The sequence below is a fragment of the Paraburkholderia sp. SECH2 genome, assembly GCF_030464795.1.
GTDB lineage: Bacteria > Pseudomonadota > Gammaproteobacteria > Burkholderiales > Burkholderiaceae > Paraburkholderia > Paraburkholderia aspalathi.
Window position 1 is genome coordinate 18,450 of record NZ_JALPRH010000009.1, and the last position, 18,782, is coordinate 37,231.

General features: G+C 62.0%; 17 protein-coding genes and 1 pseudogene. 3 read left to right on the forward strand and 15 right to left on the reverse strand.

Going from position 1 to position 18,782, the window contains the following annotated elements; translation table 11 throughout:
* Positions 1–53: 53 nt before the first annotated feature.
* Positions 54–1,442, reverse strand: coding sequence for an 8-oxoguanine deaminase (locus tag M0D66_RS17075; RefSeq protein ID WP_093639808.1), 1,389 nt, complete (start codon positions 1,440–1,442; stop codon positions 54–56).
* 527 nt (positions 1,443–1,969) lie between these two features.
* Between M0D66_RS17075 and uraH the strand changes: the two genes are divergently transcribed.
* From uraH to M0D66_RS17090, 3 genes and pseudogenes are all read left to right on the forward strand, one after another.
* Entirely contained in the window at positions 1,970–2,323 is a 354-nt protein-coding gene (uraH, locus tag M0D66_RS17080) for a hydroxyisourate hydrolase (protein ID WP_266211068.1), read from the forward strand.
* A 316-nt stretch (positions 2,324–2,639) separates the two neighbouring features.
* Positions 2,640–3,833 carry a urate hydroxylase PuuD gene (locus M0D66_RS17085; protein ID WP_211705401.1) on the forward strand — a complete coding sequence of 398 codons (1,194 nt, stop codon included), beginning with the start codon at positions 2,640–2,642 and terminating at the stop codon, positions 3,831–3,833.
* Positions 3,834–3,870: 37 nt separating this feature from the next.
* A pseudogene (locus M0D66_RS17090) lies at positions 3,871–4,138 on the forward strand (helix-turn-helix domain-containing protein).
* A gap of 120 nt (positions 4,139–4,258) precedes the next feature.
* On the opposite strand, the gene M0D66_RS17095 reads toward M0D66_RS17090, so the two are convergent.
* From M0D66_RS17095 to M0D66_RS17160, 14 genes are all read right to left on the reverse strand, one after another.
* Entirely contained in the window at positions 4,259–4,771 is a 513-nt protein-coding gene (locus M0D66_RS17095; protein ID WP_211705403.1) for an ureidoglycolate lyase, read from the reverse strand.
* Positions 4,768–5,781, reverse strand: a complete 1,014-nt coding sequence (gene alc, locus M0D66_RS17100) for an allantoicase (RefSeq protein ID WP_093639817.1) — start codon at positions 5,779–5,781, stop codon at positions 4,768–4,770. The genes M0D66_RS17095 and alc overlap by 4 nt, the downstream gene beginning before the upstream one ends.
* Positions 5,782–5,854: 73 nt before the next feature.
* Positions 5,855–6,376, reverse strand: coding sequence for a 2-oxo-4-hydroxy-4-carboxy-5-ureidoimidazoline decarboxylase (gene uraD / locus M0D66_RS17105; RefSeq protein WP_093639820.1), 522 nt, complete (start codon positions 6,374–6,376; stop codon positions 5,855–5,857).
* Positions 6,373–7,323: an allantoinase PuuE gene (gene puuE / locus M0D66_RS17110; protein ID WP_093639823.1), complete on the reverse strand. Its 951-nt coding sequence runs from the start codon at positions 7,321–7,323 to the stop codon at positions 6,373–6,375. The genes uraD and puuE overlap by 4 nt, the downstream gene beginning before the upstream one ends.
* Positions 7,324–7,593: 270 nt before the next feature.
* On the reverse strand, positions 7,594–8,460 hold the full coding sequence (locus M0D66_RS17115; protein ID WP_211705404.1) for an aspartate/glutamate racemase family protein: 867 nt from the start codon (positions 8,458–8,460) through the stop codon (positions 7,594–7,596).
* 24 nt (positions 8,461–8,484) lie between these two features.
* Positions 8,485–9,966 (reverse strand): NCS1 family nucleobase:cation symporter-1, encoded by a 1,482-nt coding sequence (locus M0D66_RS17120; RefSeq protein ID WP_211701296.1) that lies wholly within the window; start codon positions 9,964–9,966, stop codon positions 8,485–8,487.
* A gap of 336 nt (positions 9,967–10,302) precedes the next feature.
* Complete coding sequence (locus M0D66_RS17125) at positions 10,303–11,043, reverse strand: GntR family transcriptional regulator (RefSeq protein ID WP_054035315.1); 741 nt, start codon at positions 11,041–11,043, stop codon at positions 10,303–10,305.
* 315 nt (positions 11,044–11,358) lie between these two features.
* Complete coding sequence (gene ldcA / locus M0D66_RS17130; protein ID WP_093639831.1) at positions 11,359–12,285, reverse strand: muramoyltetrapeptide carboxypeptidase; 927 nt, start codon at positions 12,283–12,285, stop codon at positions 11,359–11,361.
* Between the two features lie 27 nt (positions 12,286–12,312).
* On the reverse strand, positions 12,313–13,002 hold the full coding sequence (tadA, locus tag M0D66_RS17135; protein WP_244869684.1) for a tRNA adenosine(34) deaminase TadA: 690 nt from the start codon (positions 13,000–13,002) through the stop codon (positions 12,313–12,315).
* A gap of 137 nt (positions 13,003–13,139) precedes the next feature.
* The gene (locus M0D66_RS17140; protein WP_211705405.1) at positions 13,140–13,541 is read right to left on the reverse strand and encodes a DUF1992 domain-containing protein; all 402 of its coding nucleotides are present in this window, start codon (positions 13,539–13,541) and stop codon (positions 13,140–13,142) included.
* 579 nt (positions 13,542–14,120) lie between these two features.
* The gene (locus tag M0D66_RS17145; protein ID WP_211705406.1) at positions 14,121–14,720 is read right to left on the reverse strand and encodes a 2'-5' RNA ligase family protein; all 600 of its coding nucleotides are present in this window, start codon (positions 14,718–14,720) and stop codon (positions 14,121–14,123) included.
* A gap of 454 nt (positions 14,721–15,174) precedes the next feature.
* Positions 15,175–15,876: an OmpW family protein gene (locus tag M0D66_RS17150; RefSeq protein WP_234488057.1), complete on the reverse strand. Its 702-nt coding sequence runs from the start codon at positions 15,874–15,876 to the stop codon at positions 15,175–15,177.
* Positions 15,877–16,016: 140 nt separating this feature from the next.
* The gene (locus M0D66_RS17155) at positions 16,017–17,807 is read right to left on the reverse strand and encodes an acyl-CoA dehydrogenase C-terminal domain-containing protein (RefSeq protein ID WP_266211069.1); all 1,791 of its coding nucleotides are present in this window, start codon (positions 17,805–17,807) and stop codon (positions 16,017–16,019) included.
* Positions 17,808–17,821: 14 nt separating this feature from the next.
* On the reverse strand, positions 17,822–18,769 hold the full coding sequence (locus M0D66_RS17160; RefSeq protein ID WP_211701294.1) for an electron transfer flavoprotein subunit alpha/FixB family protein: 948 nt from the start codon (positions 18,767–18,769) through the stop codon (positions 17,822–17,824).
* Positions 18,770–18,782 lie beyond the last annotated feature (13 nt).

An 18,782-nucleotide genomic window follows, 5' to 3' on the forward strand; every position in this document is an offset into this window, starting at 1 on the left:
ATCTTTGCGGATGCCGATAGAGCTGCTTCTTCTACTTCGCCCTTACTCCGTCATCAGGCGGCCGCTTCGTAAAGCGTCTTCGCCAACCGGTTGTGCTGCTCGATGACCGGTCCGAGTTCCAGCGTCGTCAACTGACCATTCTTCACCACCACCTTGCCGCCGATCACGCTATGGCTCACCTGCGACGGCGCGCAGAACACCAGTGCCGCGACCGGATCGTGCAACGCGCCCGCAAACAGCGGCTGACGCAGATCGAAGGACACGAAATCCGCTGCCATGCCCGGCGCCAGTGCGCCGATGTCGTCGCGGTTCAGCACCTTCGCGCCGCCTAGCGTCGCAATCTCCAACGCTTCACGCGCGGTCATCGCGTCCGGTCCGAAGCCGACTCGCTGCAACAACAGCGCCTGGCGCACTTCGGCGACCATATGCGCGCCGTCGTTCGACGCCGAACCGTCGACGCCCAAGCCCACCGGCACACCGGCAAGACGCATCCGCTTGACCGGCGCAATCCCCGACGCCAGGCGCATATTCGAGCACGGGCAATGCGCGACGCCGGTACCTGTGCGAGCAAACAGTTCGATGCCCGCATCGTCGAGTTGCACACAGTGCGCGTGCCATACATCGTGACCGACCCAGCCGAGGTCTTCCGCATACTCGGCCGGCGTCATGCCGAACTTCTCGCGGCTGTACGCGATGTCGTTGACGTTCTCCGCCAGATGCGTATGCAGCGACACACCGTAATGCCGCGCCATCACCGCCGATTCGCGCATCAGATCGCGGCTCACCGAAAACGGCGAGCACGGCGCGACCACAACACGCAACATCGCGTAGCGTCCTTCGTCGTTGTACGTCTCGATCAGCCGCTGCGTGTCCTTCAGGATGTCCGCTTCACGCTCGACCACCGAATCCGGCGGCAAACCGCCGTCCTTCTGCCCCACGCTCATGCTGCCGCGTGCCGCATGAAAACGCATGCCGATCCGTTGCGCCGCGACGATGCTGTCGTCGAGGCGGCTGCCGTTCGGGTAGATATACAAATGGTCGCTCGAGGTCGTGCAACCGGACAGCAACAGCTCGGCCATCGCCGTCAAGGTCGAGACTTCGATCATCTCCGGTGTGAGGTTCGCCCACACCTTGTAGAGGTTGGTCAGCCAGCCGAATAACTCGGCGTTCTGCGCGGCCGGAATCGCGCGCGTCAGGCTCTGATACATATGGTGATGCGTGTTCACCAGACCCGGGATCACCAGGTGGCCGCGCATGTCCAGCACTTCGTCGGCCGTTTGCGGCAATTCCGCCGTCGGTCCGACCGCGACGATGCGGTTGTCCTCGATATACATGCCGCCGTCGCGCAGTTCGCGCCGGGCGCCGTCCATCGTGACCAGCACGTCCGCGTGCTTCACCAACATCGTTTTCTTCGGCTTGATAGCCGCCTGCTCCATCGTCATTCGTTTCTCCGCTTCATTGCTTCCGTGCAAAGCCGTTCGAACGCGATGTGACGGCACGCCTACCGTGCCGCCGCGTCCCGTCGAACGCCGTTGGCCCGGTTACCCAGCGTGTTTCCGCCGTCTTCGGGGTGTGCCGCGCTTCGCTTGTGTTTGCTGCGGCGCACAGGTGTAACCTTCGACGGTCAAAATAATGCTGACAACTCACGCCGGTGCGATACCCAACCTCACGCTGCCGATATAGTGGGCCTTTTTTGGCGCCGGTACGATCCGCCGGTAGATGAAATGCATGGCAATAGTCGAACAAATCGACTCAAATTGGCTTTCAACAGGCTGTCTGTCATGCGCCAGGTATTATCTTTCCTATCTCGCGCGCGCTGACGTGAACATCCTTTTTACAATGGCTGCCACGGCGCTCGCTTCAATTCGCCGACGGGTATGTAGCCACTGACGTGGAGCCTCGATCCGCCGCAACGTATTCTGGATCGGGCCGCCGCCGAAACCTCGCATTCACATAAGGAAAATTGCGAATGGGAAAGCTCACTACCCACGTGCTCGACACCGCGAACGGCCGTCCCGGCGTGGGCATCAAGGTCGAACTCTTCGCGCTCTCCGGCGACACCCGCCGCGCGCTCAAAACCACCACCACCAATGACGATGGCCGCTGCGACCAGCCGCTGCTCGAAGGCGACGCATTGGTCCCGGGCGAATACGAACTCGTGTTCGGCGCCGGCGACTACTTTGCATCGATCGGCACGAAGGTGCCGGAGCCGCGTTTTGTCGATCGCGTCGTGTTGCGCTTCGGCGTGGCCGATGCCGGTGCGCACTATCACGTGCCGCTACTGGTGTCGCCGTGGTCGTACAGCACCTATCGGGGCAGCTGAGCTGAGCTGAGCTGAACGGAGCGTATCGATAGGCGTTGGAGGAAGACGAGGTTGAAGTCGCGCGGTATTTGCGAGCGCGCCCGATTGCACTGTGCGGATCTTTGGAGACACCCGCGAAGCGCAATCGAACGCGAGCGACTCGACCCGAAGTTCCAATAAAAAACGGCGCTGTGCGAACTGAGCGCACCGCGTCTCTCACCCCGCAGTCTGCGCAGCGACACCGTGCATGCCGGCGACCCGTCAGCCGGGTCACCGAAGGCGTAACCAGGGCACAAGCGTCGTTGCGCGTACAACGAATCAGAAGTGGAGGAGTTTCATGGAAGGCTTTATCACCGACTGGCTGAACCTGGCATTGCGCTGGTTCCACGTCATCGTCGCCATCGCGTGGATCGGCGAATCGTTCTATTTCGTCGCGCTCGACAACAGTCTGAAACCGCCTACCGACCCGAACCAGCGCAAGCGCGGCGTGTTCGGCGAGTTGTGGCACGTGCATGGCGGCGGCTTCTACAACATGCAGAAGTACACCGTCGCGCCGCCGGAAATGCCGGACGACCTGCACTGGTCCAAGTGGCCGTCGTACACCACGTGGCTGTCGGGTGCGAGCCTCTTCACGGTGCTGTATCTGCTCTCGCCGTCCACGTACCTGATCGACAAGAACGTGCTCGACATGGGCCCGGTGGTCGCGGTTGCTTCGGCACTCGGCTTCCTAGCTGCAGGCTGGATCGTGTACGACTCGCTGTGCCGTCTGCTCGGCAACAAAGACAAGGTGCTCGGCATTTGCGTCGGCATTTATGTGGTGATCGCGGCGTACCTGGCGTGCCATATCTTCGCGGGCCGTGCGGCTTACCTGATCATGGGCGCGATGCTGGCAACGATCATGTCGGCGAACGTGTTCTTCGTGATCATCCCGGGTCAGCGCAAGATGGTTGCCGCGATGCTCAAGGGCGAAACGCCGAACCCGATCTACGGCAAGCGCGGCAAGCAACGTTCGGTGCATAACACGTATTTCACGCTGCCGGTGGTGTTCGCGATGCTGTCGAATCACTACGCGATGACGTACACGAATCAGTACAACTGGATCGTGTTGCTGATGATCATGCTGGCCGGCGCGCTGATTCGCCAGTTCTTCGTGATGCGTCACCGTGGCCAGGTGCTGTGGTACTTGCCGCTGGTGGGTATCGTGCTGATGTTCGCCGCCCTCTTCTCGACGATGCCCAAGCCGGTCGTGCCGCAAGCACAAGCTGCGAATGCGCCGAGCATCAAGGTGGCCGATATCGCGCCGGTGCTGCAACAACGCTGCGTGGCATGCCACTCCGCCCATCCGACGATGATGGGCAGCGCCCCAGCTGGCGTGTTGCTGGATACGCCGGACGAGATCTCGCAGAACGCGCAGCGGATCTACCAGCAGGCAGTGACCTTGAAGGCGATGCCGCTGGGCAACGTCACGCACATGACCGACGACGAGCGGATGAAGATCGCCGCGTGGTTCGAAGGCGGTGCGGTGAAGTAAGGCGCTGGCCGGGTGTTGCACCCGGCTTTGCAAAACCTTGGCAGAACATGAAGCGGGCTTTTCGCGTGAGCGGGAAGCCCGCTTTTTTGTTGATCGTTCTCAAGAGGAATTGGCGCGCCGCGCGGGCGTCGCTCGTACCACCGTCGCGCGTATGGAAACGCTGGCCAAAAAACGATATGAGCGTGTCGGTGCTGGTGCGCCTGCTCGAAACGGCCGGCTATGACCTCAAATTCGTCGCCCACGGTCACGGGCGGACGCTCGAAGATATTCTGGCTGAACAACGCATGCCGGACGCGGACTCATGAGGGTCGACGTACGAGATTGCGCCCCGTAATGCGATAGTCCGCAAATGAAAAAACCCACAGCATGCGCTGTGGGCTTTTTTATAACCAACTTACACAACGTACGACGCTAAGGCAACGACCTCAAACAGTCACCGCGCTCAACGCATCTTCAGTCAGCCAGAGCGACTCGGCCAGATCCTGTTCGTTCAGGTTCAGTCCATCTCCGCCGCGATCGACGACGATAAAGTCGCTCACGTCGCCCAATGCGATCAGCGGATGGTGCCAGACGCCCTTCGCATAGTTCACACCTTGCCAGCCGCTCGTCACAAACGCACGAATCTGCTGCGGATCCAGCTCGCCCGCCGGCGCCACGACCACCAGATACGGCTTGTCGTTCAGCGGCACGAAGGCCTGGCTGCCCAGCGGATGACGTTCGAGCATCTTCACTTCGAACGGCAACGTGCGCGGCTGACCCCGAAAGAGGTTCACCAGCGTGCGGCCGTTCTCGTCGGTCACGTCCACTTTCGCAAGATCGTGATAGCGGATCGTGGTGCCGAGGTTGATCGGAATCTGCTTCGCGCCTTCGAGTTCGATCACGTCGCCGAATGCGGCGAACGCTTCCTTCGTCAACGGTTCGATCGCCAGCGTTTTCATGATGCGAGCGTGCCCCACAGACGCAGACGCGACACGCCGCCGTCCGGAATGATGTTGAAGCGCACGTGCGTGACCGGACCCAATGCAGCGATTTCGCTTTCGAAATAGTGCTGGTTGTCCATCTTCAGCTTCTGCTCGCCCAGCAGCACCGGCCAGAACATGGCTTGTGTAATCAGCGAGCTGTCCGTACCGCCCGTCACATATGCGGCCTGGATCGAGCAACGGTCCGGATAGTTGCCCTTGAAGTGAGCCGTATCGACTTCGATCTTTTTGATCACGCCCGGTTGCGCCAGCGCGACGATCGCCCAGTCGTTGCCCGGTTCACGGCGGCGGCGCGTTTCCCAGCCGTCGCCCATGTTCACGCCACGGCCCGGCATCAGAATCGTCGATGCAGCGCCGAAGTGCTGGTTGTTCGCCGCGACCAGATACGCGCCGTTTTCCATCGCGGCCAGATCGAACTGCTCCGTGCGGCTCGCGCCTGCCCAGTCGACTTGCGGCTGGCCATACACACGCAGACGCGCAATACCGCCGTCCGGGTAGATGTTCACGCGCAGGTGTGTATAAGCGTTCGCGTCGCTGACTTCGTGATAGTGGTGGCTGTTGCCTTGCAGCGTGGTCGACGGGACGATTTCGGTCCATTGCGTCGACTGGTTCGGCACGCCGTCCACAACGCGCGCAGCCTCAACCGAAGCCGCCGGCGGGAAGTTGCCCGTGAAGTGGCTGGTGTCGAGGTCGAGACCCTTGATCACGCCCGGACGCGCGAGCTTCACGACGCACCAGTCGTAACCGTTGGCGCGCTTGCGGCGCGTTTCCCAGCCGTCCATCCACTTGCCGTTGTCGTCGTACTTGCCCGGAATGAAGACGGCCGGTTCCGGATTCAGCATGCGTTCCTTCGGTGCGAAGAAATCGTCGCTGGCCTCGAGCGCCTGCGCGCCCAGACGCGGGTCCGCCAGGTTCACATAGCGGCGCGTGAATTCCGGTGCGTTGGGGTCGAGAATCGGGAGTGCCATCTTTGTCTTCCTTAATGTTTGTTGGTACTGAAAAAACGTTTCGGTTCGAGGTCCGCGACGCGTAGTTGAAACCTTACGCGTCGATCAGGTCGTCGAGCCGGAAACGTGCGATGCGGTAGATCTGATCCAGGCTCGCGCGCAATTCGTCGGCGCGGCTGTTGTTCACGCGCGCCTCGAAGTTCGCGATGATGCCGTGGCGGTCGTAGCCGCGCACCGCGAGGATGAACGGAAAGCCGAACTTCTCGCGATAGGCGCTGTTCAGCGCCAGTAGCCTGTCGAATTCTTCCTGCGTGCACTGGGCAAGGCCCGCGCCGCTCTGCTCACGCGTGGATTCGGCCGTCAGTTCGCCGCGCACCGCAGCCTTGCCGGCGAGCTCCGGGTGGGCATTGATCAACGCCAGTTGCTTCTCTTCACCGGCCGTCTCGACGATGTTCGACATCTTGCTATGCAGTTCGTCGATGCTGACAAACGGCCGTTGGAGCGCGGCAATTTCCGCCACCCACGGCGAGTGCTCGAAAATGCCCGACAGCGCTGCGACGAACGCGTCGGTCGAGGTGCTGTTGAGTTGATCCAGAGTGTATTGCATCGCCTTCATGCCGCTGCCCCGCGGTTGTTTTGTTGGTAAGGGTGATGTTCGCGCCAGTGACGCGCGATATCGACGCGCCGCGTCACCCACACGCGATCATGCTGTTCGATATGGTCGAGGAAACGTTGCAGCGCGCGGAAGCGACCCGGGCGGCCGAGCAGACGGCAGTGCATGCCGATCGACAGCATCTTCGGTGCTTCGTCGCCTTCTTCGTACAGCACGTCGAATGCGTCGCGCAGGTACGTGAAGAAATGGTCCGCGGTGTTGAAGCCTTGCGGGCTTGCAAAGCGCATGTCGTTGGTGTCGAGCGTGTACGGCACGATCAGTTGCGGGGTCTTGGCGCCCCCCGTCACGTCGACGTCCATCCAGAACGGCAGATCGTCGCCGTAGTAATCCGAGTCGTACAGGAAGCCGCCGTATTCGGCGACCAGCCGGCGCGTGTTGGGACTGTCGCGGCCGGTGTACCAGCCAAGCGGCCGCTCGCCGGTGATGCGCTCGATCGCTTCCATGCCGAGGCGCATGTGCTCCGCCTCTTTTTCCGGCGACACGTCCTGATAGTGGATCCAGCGATAGCCGTGACAAGCGATCTCGTGACCGAGCTCGACGAAAGCGCGGCCCAGGTCAGGATGCCGTTCGATCGCCATGCCGACGCCGAACACCGTGAGCGGCAGGCCGCGCTTTTCGAATTCGCGCAGGATGCGCCACACGCCTGCCCGCGAGCCGTATTCGTAGATCGACTCCATGCTCATGTGACGGGACGGATACGACGCCGCGCCGACGATCTCCGACAGAAACTGCTCCGAGCCCGGATCGCCGTGCAGCACGCAGTTTTCTCCGCCCTCTTCGTAGTTCAGGACGAATTGCACCGCGACGCGCGCTCGACCCGGCCAGTTCGCCTGCACCGGGTGGCGGCCGTAGCCGATCAGATCACGTGGATAGTTCGAGTCGAGTGGCATGGTTTGACGAAAGCGTGGAGACGGACCGTAAAAATCGCGCGGAACTCACGTGACAGGCACGTAGGTTTGCGTGCGTTCTGCATGCGTGTGTGCGTTTGCCTGCATTTGCCTGCGGTTTTTGCTTCGCAAGCAGGCCGGCGCGGGCGGAAACAACCCTGAAAAAGCGGCACCAGAAGCAGCAGCAAAATAGCATTCGGGTACCAGCGCCGAGTGGGACCAGTGTAGCGAAAACACCCGGGTGCGCCCATACACCCGGGCAGATAGTGCGTGTCAGACTGGATGTATGTGCGAAGCCGGCCCCACCGGGCGTTCTGTGGTGTTTACCCGCAGTAAACCACTCGAATTTGCACTTTCCGTGGCGCTTGCGGCCGAACCGCGCGGCGGCTGCGGATTTGGGTCCGCATCGGTCGGACTGAAGGCTTCCAGGGCGCCGTCGTAACGCTTGGCCAGCGGCCGCGCATAGTCGCCTCGCTTGGCTGTCGACAGCCGCAGCGCGACCAGCGCCTCGGTCCATTTGACCGCCGCGGTCACGCCTTCGATCACCGGCGCGCCCAGCGCATCTTCGATCTCCGCGCACAATTCGGCCATGCCGGCGCAACCGAGCACGATTGCGTCCGAGCCGTCCTCCTCCAGCGCGCGCCGGCACTCTTCGAGGATGATGCGGCGCGCCGCCGAGCCTGGCTTGTCGAGATCGAGCACCGCGACGTCGGTCGCGCGGACGTTGCGGCAGAAGCGCTTCATGCCGTAGCGCTCGGCGAGATGCCACGCCATGCCGCACGTGCGCGCCAAGGTGGTCACCACCGAAAACCCGGGTGCCAGCACGCTTGCGGCGTGCATCGCCGCTTCGGCGATGCCGATCACCGGACCGCGCGCCAACTCGCGTGCCGCGTATAAACCGGGGTCGCCGAAGCAGGCGATCACATACCCGTCGCAACCCTCACGTTCGCCGGCGATGACCTCGGCCAGCAAACCAGGGGTCGCCAGAGCCTCGTCGTAGTAACCTTCGATTGATGGCGGCCCCATTGTCGGATTGACCGCAATCACTTCGGTGCCGGGTGCGGCGACATCACGCGCGCAGCGGCCCATCGCTTCGGTCATGCGTTGCGTCGTATTCGGATTGATCAGTTTGATGCGCATAGCGACTCCTGTTGCGGCACTGACTCAGCGAGCCAGCATGCGATAGAACACAGCACCCAATCCAGCTCCGATGAACCACGAGAAATTGGCCAGCCCGTCGAGCGTCGGCACCATCACGCAGATCACGGCGATGACCGCAGCCGGCAACAAGGCGGCCACCGCGCGGTAGTTGACACCGTTTTTGTACCAGTACGAACCGCTCGGCGAGACCGAGTAAAGATCATCGAGTACGATCTTTTGACGCTTCACGAGGAAATAATCGACGATCAGGACACCATACAGCGGTCCAATGAAGCTGCCCAGTACGTCGAGCGTATAGTGAATCACGGCCGGATTGTTAAACAGGTTCCACGGCGTGATGAAAATCGACGCCACCGCCGCGAGCATGCCGCCCGCACGCCAGCTGATCAAACGCGGCGCGACATTCGAGAAGTCGAAGGCCGGCGACACGAAGTTAGCAACGATGTTAATGCCGATGGTCGCAATCGTGAAGGTCAATGCACCGAGAATCACCGCGGTCGGATAGTCGATACGACCCACCGTTTCGACCGGGTCCGTGATCAGTTGGCCAAACACCGGCAGCGTCGCCGCGGTTGTAACCACCGTCACCAGCGAGAAGGCGAGGAAGTTGACCGGCAAGCCCCAGAAATTACCGCGGCGCACGCTGCGAAAACTCTTGGCATAGCGGGAGAAGTCGCCGAAATTCAGCATCGGTCCGGAGAAGTACGAGACCACCAGCGAGGTTGCCGTGATCATCACCGGCACCACTTCCATTCCATGATATTTGACACCGCCCAGGTTGATGCCGATGTTTCGCCATCCTGCGCGATACACCATGTAGCCCGCGAGAATGAACATCACCACATAGACCGCGGGACCTGCGAAGTCGATGAACTTCTTGATGGTCTCCATGCCGTGCCAGAACACCAGTGCCTGAAGAACCCACAGCAACATGAAACCGGCCCAGCCCAAGGTGGAAAGGCCCATGAAACCATGGTGATGCAGATCCGCGTACGGCAACAGTTGCGGGACGAATTTCAGCACCACAATTACCAGTGCGCTCGAAGCCAAATAAGTTTGGATTCCGTACCATGCCACCGCAATCAAGCCGCGAATCACCGCAGGAATATTCGCGCCAAGCACGCCGAACGTTGCGCGGCAGGCCACCGGATAAGGCACGCCGTTCGCCTGACTCGGTTTGGCAATCAGGTTGCAGAGCAGGTTGACAATCGTAATGCCGACCAGCAGCGCGATCAGCACCTGCCAGCTCGTCAGCCCAAGCGCGAACAGACTGCCCGCGAACACATAGCCGCCTACGCTGTGCACGTCCGACATCCAGAACGCGAAGATGTTGTACGCACCCCAGGTCTGATGACGCAGCGGCGCCAGATCCTCGTTGTACAGCCTCTCGCTGTAGCCTGCTGGCATCGACGGATCGCTGGGTGCGCCGCCGTCTGCGTAAGTGGGGATTGCGGGATTGCCGGGCGCTGCACTGAACTGAGCCATGATTCCTCCTTGGGATAGGGACCATCGATAGCGAATCGAAGGACGTTGCATCGGCCATGCCAGCGACCCTTTTCTCCCCGATTGGAAAACGGGAGCTTCGAGCCAACTGATTAACCGTGCCGCGGATGTCTCCGTACTTGATGTACTTGTGGTTATCGCACCGCCTGTCGCCGCGAATTCCCGGCGATGCGTTACTACTCCAAGGCTGTCATCCCGTGACGGCCACGCGTGCGCAAGCCGGCAGCGCTCACGCAAAGCCGCCTTGCAACGCCTGATTCGGTTCAGTTCAATTCAGTGCGGCGCGCACCAGCAACGGGCGCACACCGGCCGCTTGCCTCAGCCTGGCGCGGACTTGGGTCTAGCTGCTTCCTTCGACGCGCCGCCAAGGGCGCCAAACACTTCATGCAGATCGGCCGCGCCACGTGCGGGGCGCTCCAGCATCTTCAACTCGACGCTTTGCAAATGGCGCGACATCAATGCCGCCGCCTCTTTGGCATCGCCGGCGTCGAGCGCGGCGAGAATCGCTTCATGATCTTCGAACGAGCAAGGGCTGCGTCCGAGCGACTCGTACAGTGCCGAAATCAGCGTGGAGCGCGCCACCAGTCCGTTCAGGCAGTCGCACAGCACAGCGTTGCCGGTGAGCCCGGCCAATTCGGTATGGAACTCGCCCGAGAGGCGAATCCACGCCGGAAAATCACGTGTTTCGAACGCTTTGCGTTCACGGCCGATCATGCTGCCGATGCTCTTCAAACGGCGCAGGCCATGACCGCCGCAAATCTTTTCAACCACGGCCAGTTCGATGATCCGGCGCATTTCGAACACTTCATGCACTTCCTGCAGCGACGGGCTGGCAACAAACGCACCTCGATTCGGTTCGAGGTCGACGAGGTGGTCGGTGGCCAGTTGCGCGAGCGCCTGCCGGATCGGGCCGCGCTTCACGCCGAATACTTCGCATAACTGCGCTTCTGTCAGCTTGGCGCCAGGCGCTAACCGATGCTCGAGGATCGCGGCGCGGATGCGCTCGGCGATCGTTTCGGCTTTCGGACCATTCGCGGCGGCGGAATCTGTGTCGGACATGATGTGCGTCTCGGTATGGTTGTCATCATAGGATGGACATAAAGATTGTCAACAATTTTTGTCTTGAATTTCGACAATCTGGACGCCCGGACCATCGCGTGGCCTGGCGAATAGCCCGCACAGGCCTTACTCAGCTTCACTACCAGTTTAATTAATGTATGGGATGGTCGTCTATTGGAGACGGTTTTTGTCAACAAAGTGAGGGACCTCCATGGGGCCGTTCTGTTGAGAGTCGCCCTGAATAATTGACCGTTAGTTGCGTTGTAGGCTCAAAAAGAAAGCGGGCAAACGCCCGTTTCCCTACTCCGCGCCGTTTCAGGCAAGGGTCGGATAGCCCGATAGTGACAGTTTGAACCCATGCGCATTGGCGACGAGGTGCGCGTCCGCGCCGACAGGCAGCGTCAGCATGTTGGGAACATGGCCGAATTGCAGACCGGTAATGACCGGAATCCCGATTACCGAGCGCACCTGCTCGATCATTGCGTGCAGATCGTAGCCATTGTCGTACTCGTACGATTTGCCGCCGGAGAAATCGCCGAGCACAAGCGCCTGCTGTTGCGCGAGGATGCCCGAGAGATGCAATTGATAAAGCATCCGCTCGAGCCGGAACGGCTGCTCGTTGATGTCTTCGAGGAACAGAATGCCGCCCTGCACCGGCGGCATGTACGGTGTGCCGATCAGAGATGTCACCACCGCCAGATTGCCGCCCCACAACATGCCCGTCACATCGGCAGTCTGTGCTTGCGGCACATTGCTCGTCACCGTCATGGTCGGCCGGGTAAGCGCGGACCAGAAGTGCTGCATGGTGAACTCGCTCAGATCTTCCGCACCGAAGTCGCTCATCAGCATCGGGCCGCCGAAAGTTTTCAAACCGGCGCGTGCCAGCAAAGCAAGCTGCACCGCGGTGAAATCGCTATGCCCTACCAGCGCGACCGGCTGATCGGTCAGCCGCCGTTGCAGCCCTTCGTAGTCGAGTCCATGAAGGATGCGTGCTGCGCCGTAGCCGCCACGCACGGCGAGCACGATGTCGGGCAACGCACGCGAGGGGTCCGCCAGCCGGTTCAGATCGGCGGCACGCTCGCCGTCGGTGCCGGCGAAGCGCTGGTAACGGCGCTTCGTCGCCTCCACACCTTCGACGCGATGCCCCTGCGCATGCAGGCGGTGCAACGCGCGATGCAACACCTCGGCATCATGCGGATATCCGGACGGCGCGATCAACTCAATGGTGCGATGGACGGTCATTGGCAAGACCTGTTGGACGTTGTTGTTTTAGAGCGGCTCAGGCGGCCCCGGTTCGTTGCCTGCTTCGGCGCGTGCGTCGATGCCTGCGTCTGGATGGGCTTCAGCGTGTGCTTCGCTGCATGCTGTGGTGTGCGTTTCGGTGTGCGCGTCCGGGCGTGCTTCGCCGCTTGCAACGACGTGCGCTTCGCCCCGTGCCGCCGCGCGTGCTTCCCGGCTTGCGCGCCGCCGCTCGGCAAAGAACGATTTGAGCGCGGCGCCGCATTCGCTTTCGAGCACGCCGCCGATCACCGTGGTGTGGTGGTTCAACTGCGGATTCGCAAATGCGTCGACGACACTGCCGCACGCGCCGGTTTTCGGATCGCGCGCCCCGAACACAACGCGTGCGATCCGCGCGTGCATGATCGCACCGGCGCACATCAGGCAAGGTTCCAGCGTCACATAGAGCTCGCAGCCCGGCAGACGATAGTTTTCGACAGCTTGCGCGGCTGCGCGCAAGGCGATCATTTCCGCATGCGCCGACGGGTCGTGCGCACCGATCGGATGATTGAATCCTTTGGCGATGACTTCGTCGCCCCGCACGAGCACCGCGCCGACCGGCACTTCACCCGCTGCGCGAGCCTCTTCGGCTGCGGCCTGGGCGAGCGCCATGAAGCGACGATCACGCTCCGACACAGGCGGTGCGGGTGATTCGCAAGATGTGGAGGTATCGATCAGCATCGTGGCGGCCGCCGCGGGCGCTGGCGCATCGGAATCAACGGACCCGGCGTGGCCAGCCGGCAGTGTTGCCGCCTCAGCCGATTCGCTGGACTCGACAGACCCCGGATCTCGCGAGGCGCAGCGGGCAAGCGGCTCGCTCACTGCGAACCCGCATCGGCCATAGTGAGGTTGCCAACGCGCTCCGAGAGGCGCTCGGCAATGCGGCGGCAGTACTCGCGCGGCAGGACCAGCGGGCCGCCGCGCAGCGATTCAAGCGCCATATCGAGCGCCAGCATGCGCGCCTGGAGACGGCAGCGGGTGGTCTGGTCGCTCACAGCATTGAGCTCCGCCTGCAGGTCGCGCAAGGCGCGCAGCTGCTCGACAGCCGGCGGCACGAAGCCCGCATTCTTCAAAATCCGGTTGGCGACGCGCACCTCCTCCGGGACCAGTGCATCGTCCTCGAGAGGCAGCGGCGCGCCCGCGCCCGGCAAATCATCGAACTCACCGCGCGCGGCTGCGGCGGCAATACGCTGTTCGACTAACGCATCAAGCAATTTCATCTGCAGTCCACTACGTTGCGGCCCAAGCATTCTATCAGGGAGCGCGCGACGGTTTTGACTGTCTGACCGACGAATCCCCCTGGTTTTCAGATTCTGCGTATTTGAGGGGCGCATGGTGTGAATTAGGGTGGAGGGTTGCCGGCGCCGCTACTTCCCACCCGAGAAAACTTACGAATATCTTTCGGCCTGCACCGAAAAAACGGCCACTCGGCCCTGCCATTGCCGCGTTCATGGAGTCTACATACGTTATGCAATCCGGAATCACCGACCATCACTTCGACCCAGCACTTCCCACTTGCGCCGCACGCTGCGATCCGCGCCTGAGCGCATTAACTGCGCGGCTTCGAAAGCACACCTTCAAACGATATCTACACACGACAATGATCGCTATTGCTATGGCGGTCGCACTATCAGGCTGCGGCGTGTTCTGCGGAGGTGCGGGTGGAAGCGGCGGCGGCTTTGCCGGCGGTTGCGCAACCGGCGTGCGGTTCTAGTCCGGCGCAACGTCTCCGCGATTCATCGTGAACGAGCCGCCCCTGCACCGCAACGCATCCGGAAGGCCAACGCGAACCCATACATTCACCCGGCTGCCAATGCCCAACGCGCCAGAACGACATGCCGGGTACGGCCGAGCAGGCTGTGCACCAACGCAAACTCACGCACGTTCCAACTGACGGCTTCGACAGGACGTGTCGCGATCGGGGGCATGCCGTAAGCAAGGGTCACGTGCGGGGTGTACGGCGTATTCGGCGAGACCGCACGATCCCCAAATCCAGCGTTCTGCAATGCCAGTCCAAGTGCATCGTGAAGCGCGTGGAGTCCAATGACGCCCTCGCCCCCACCCAACACCAGCGGCCCCGGCCGCGGCTTAATTGCAAAACTGACCGCACTGTCGAACTCGACACTAAAGGGCTCCATGCTGATCAATGCGGCCGCGTTCATGGCTGCATCCACCCGTGCCGGTGGCAAGCCGCCCGCGAAATTCCCGAGATGTAGCAACGTGACATGCAAACGGTTGGCCGCGAGCGGTTTGCTCTTCGAGCGCGTCTCTGAGCAGAGCTGTTGCGCCAGCTTCGAGATGCTCGTTGCCGTGCGCGTATCCGGAAAGACGGCGAAGAACAGGCCGTCGGTCGGCACAGGCGGCGCCTCGAGTCCGGGCAGCCAGAGTTGCTCAGGCATGGCGCGCCTGAATGGGTGACGCAGACATTTCGATGAATCTCCTCGCATCGATGCGGGCTTGACCACGCATCGGAAAATTTTTCACGACTCGATGGGGCGAGGCGAGGTTCAGCACACCCCCATGTTCCCGCGCCCGTTCACGCCCAATGAACTTGCACTCACTGGCCATCCACGCACGATACTGTACATTCATACAGTATCGCTGACAACGTGGAATCGCTCAACTGCAGGAAGTACTGGCCGACGCAGGGAAATGCCCAGGCTTTTGAGCACGCATGTCCGGCACACGAGAAAAAAAGGCGCCGCAGCGCCCTCTTCCGTGACTTCAACGCATCTCGCACCCCGGTTAGACCGGAAACGAAACCGGCGCTGGCAAAGCGCACCTCTGAACGCAGCGCTCGTCCCGAAGACCGCACAGAGCGGCCACAACCAGAGCATCTGCCCGCCAATCCCGCTAAAACCGGTATCCCAGTCCAAGAAACACGATCACCGGATCCGCCGTGATGCGCGTCTTGTTCGACAACACCGTCTGACCGTTGGCAGCCACGGCATTGACCGTCGCATTTGTCTTGAGAGACAGATAGGTCACCGACGCGGTCGCGTACCAGTTCTTGCTGATGTTGTAAGACGCACCCGCGACGAACGCGGGATTCCACGACGGACTGAGCGATGCCGTCACCTGCCCCCCCGGCCCTGCAATCTGCTGCAACGCGCCGCCGAATGTCGAGTTGAGATTGGTATGCGAGAACCAGGTGTAGTTCACGCCGACACCGACGAACGGACGCAGCTTCGCCTGCGCGTCGAAGAAGAAATACTTCAGGAACAGAATGGGCGACCACGACCGGGTGGTAGCGAGCGGCTGCAGATTCCCCAGATTGAGCTTTGGCCCGCCGGCGCCGAATGGTGCGGCGTTGCCCTGCGCAAAGAGCTGGAGCTTGGGTGGTATGCCCGCCGCCAGGTCAACGGCAATGTTGTCCGTGACGAAATACGTGTTCGAGAGCTCCAGGGTGAACGTGTTATGTATCTGACCACCCGTGCCCGTTGACGTGAAGGTGCCCAAAGCCGAACTGCTCTGCAGCGAGGTGGCGGACGACGGGGCAAAGTCGAGCCAAACGCCACCCGCGCTGGTGATGAGACTGCCGGCGCTCTGCGCCATCGCGTTGCTGGTACATATCGCGCCTGGTATTAACGCAAGGCATGCAAGTTTTTTAAACATATCCCCTCCACTTTATTTCGTATTACATATCAATAGTTTTGCATCGACACCGGCTCTCGCAGCACCTCTTGCAGCGCCGCTCAGAACTGCTCGATTGGGAGGTTCGACCCGCCCGACGCCTCGTTGCGGATCGCTTCCAGAAGCGCATTCGCTTTGGGCAGGATCTTGTCGGCGTAGAAGCGCGCGGTGGCGAGCTTGGTGCGATGAAAGTCCGGATCCTCATTCGCTGCGCTTTTCACCGACGCAACGAGCGCTGCGCGCCCCATCTGCCAGCCGCCGCACACGTAGCCGGTGAGCATCAGGTAGTCGACGGAACTGGCAAGCGCGGCATCGGGCTGAGTCGCCAGGGCTTGCAGCATCCAGGCGGTGGCGTCTTCAAGCGCCTGCACACCGGCCGCGAGCGCCGTGCCCACAGAGGCCACTTCCGTATCCGTGCTGCGCGTGAGTTCCAGCGCGGCCTCACGTATCTCCGCAACAAGCTCAGCCATCCCTGCGCCCTGATCTGACGCGAGCTTGCGACCGGCAAGGTCCGCCGCCTGAATGCCTGTGGTGCCTTCATAGATCGGCGCGATCCGTGCGTCACGCAGGAACTGGCATGCGCCCGTCTCTTCGATGTAACCCATCCCGCCGTGCACCTGCACGCCCGTCGACGCGATCTCGACGCCCAACTCCGTGCACCATGCCTTCAACACGGGGATCAAAAGATCGACACGCACCTGGCGACGTGCGCGCTCACCGGCGTCCGAATCACGGTGCGCGCGGTCCATGTCCGCCGCCATCACGTATGCGAAGGCACGCATCGCTTCGATCTGGGACTTCATCGTCATCAACATGCGCCGCACATCCGGGTGATGAATGATGGCCACCGCGCCACCCGATTTGCTCGATGCGAGACGTCCCTGAACGCGTTCCTTCGCATATTCGCGGGCCTGCTGATAAGCGCGTTCCGCGATCGCGAGCCCCTGGATACCCACCTTCTGGCGCGCCTCGTTCATCATCGTGAACATATGCGCGAGGCCTTTGTTCTCCTGCCCCACCAGATAGCCAATCGCCCCGCCCTGATCGCCGAAGCTCATCACACAGGTCGGACTCGCGTGAATGCCGAGTTTGTGTTCGAGAGACACGCAGTGCACGTCGTTGCGCGCACCCGGCGATCCATCGGCGTTGAGCAGGAATTTCGGCACGAGGAACAGCGAGATGCCGCGCACGCCTTCGGGCGCGTCGGGCGTGCGCGCCAGCACGAGGTGAATCACGTTATCCGTCATGTCGTGATCGCCCCACGTGATGAAAATCTTCTGGCCGGAGAGGCGATAGTGATCCCCATCAGGTACGGCCTTGGTGCGCACGGCGGCGAGGTCCGAACCGGCTTGCGGCTCGGTCAGGTTCATCGTGCCGGTCCACTCGCCGCTAACCATCTTCGGCAGATAGCGTGCTTTCAACTCGTCCGAACCATGTTGCCGCAACGCTTCGGTGGCGCCGGCGGTCAACAGAGGACACAGCGCAAACGCCATGTTCGACGAGTTCCACATCTCCACGGTTGCCGCCTGCAGGAGTTCGGGCAGGCCCTGGCCACCGAACTCGGGGTCGCCGCTCAGGCCGCTCCAACCGCCGGCAACGAACTGCCCGTAGGCAGCAGAGAAACCGTCGGCGGCCACCACGCCGTCAGGCGTCAGCCGCGCGCCCTGTTCGTCGCCCGGTTTGTTGAGCGGCGCAAGCACTTCAGTCGCAAGTCTTGCGGCCTCCTCGAGTACCGCCTCGGCGAGTTCCGGGGTCGCCTCCTCGTAGCCCGGCAGCGAAGACAACTCGCCGAGTTCCGCCAGTTCCGTCATCACGAAACGCATGTCGCGCAGCGGCGCAATATAAGTGCTCATCATGTGCTCCCGCATTAAGCCCGTTGTAATTTGTCCAGTTCGCGGGACAACTCCGGCAACACCTTGAAGAGGTCGCCCACGATCCAGTAATCGGCGACCTGAAAAATCGGCGCCTCCTCGTCCTTATTGATCGCGACGATCACCTTCGAGTCCTTCATCCCGGCCAGATGCTGGATCGCGCCGGAGATGCCGACCGCGATATACAACTGCGGGGCGATGACCTTGCCGGTCTGACCCACCTGATAATCGTTGGGCGCGAAGCCGGCATCGACCGCGGCGCGCGATGCGCCGACCGCCGCGTTAAGCTTGTTAGCAATGTCATCGATCAGCGCGAAGTTTTCGCCGGACCCCATGCCGCGGCCGCCGGAGATCACGCGCTGCGCGGACGTCAATTCCGGGCGTTCCGAGCGGGTGAGCTGGTGGCTCACGAAGCGCGAGCCTGGAACCTCGGCAGCCGGCTCCAACGCGTCGATCGCGGCGGCACCCCCTTCGGCGGGCGCGGCCGCGAAGGCCGTCGTGCGAACGGTAATCACCTTGATCGGGTCGGCGCTTCGCACCTTTGCCAGCACGTTGCCCGCGTAGATGGGGCGTACGAACGTATCGGCGGATTCGACGGCGCTGATCTCGGAGATCTGCGCCACGTCGAGCAACGCAGCGACACGCGGCATCACGTTCTTCGCGGTCGTGGTAGCGGGTGCGATCACGTGGCTATAGTCAGCCGCGATCTTCACGACGAGCGCCGCCAGATTCTCGGCCAGCGCATGGCCGTAGTGCGCGGCGTCGGCGAAACGAACTCGCGTGACGCCGGCAATGCGGGCCGCCTGTTCGGCGACTGCCGCGCTTTGCGAGCCGGCCACGAGAACATGAATATCGTCGCCGAGTCGGGCGGCGGCGGTAACGGCGTTCAGGGTCGCTGTCTTGAGCGTCTGATTGTCGTGCTCAGCAATAACGAGTACGGGCATTTTTCTCCCCTTG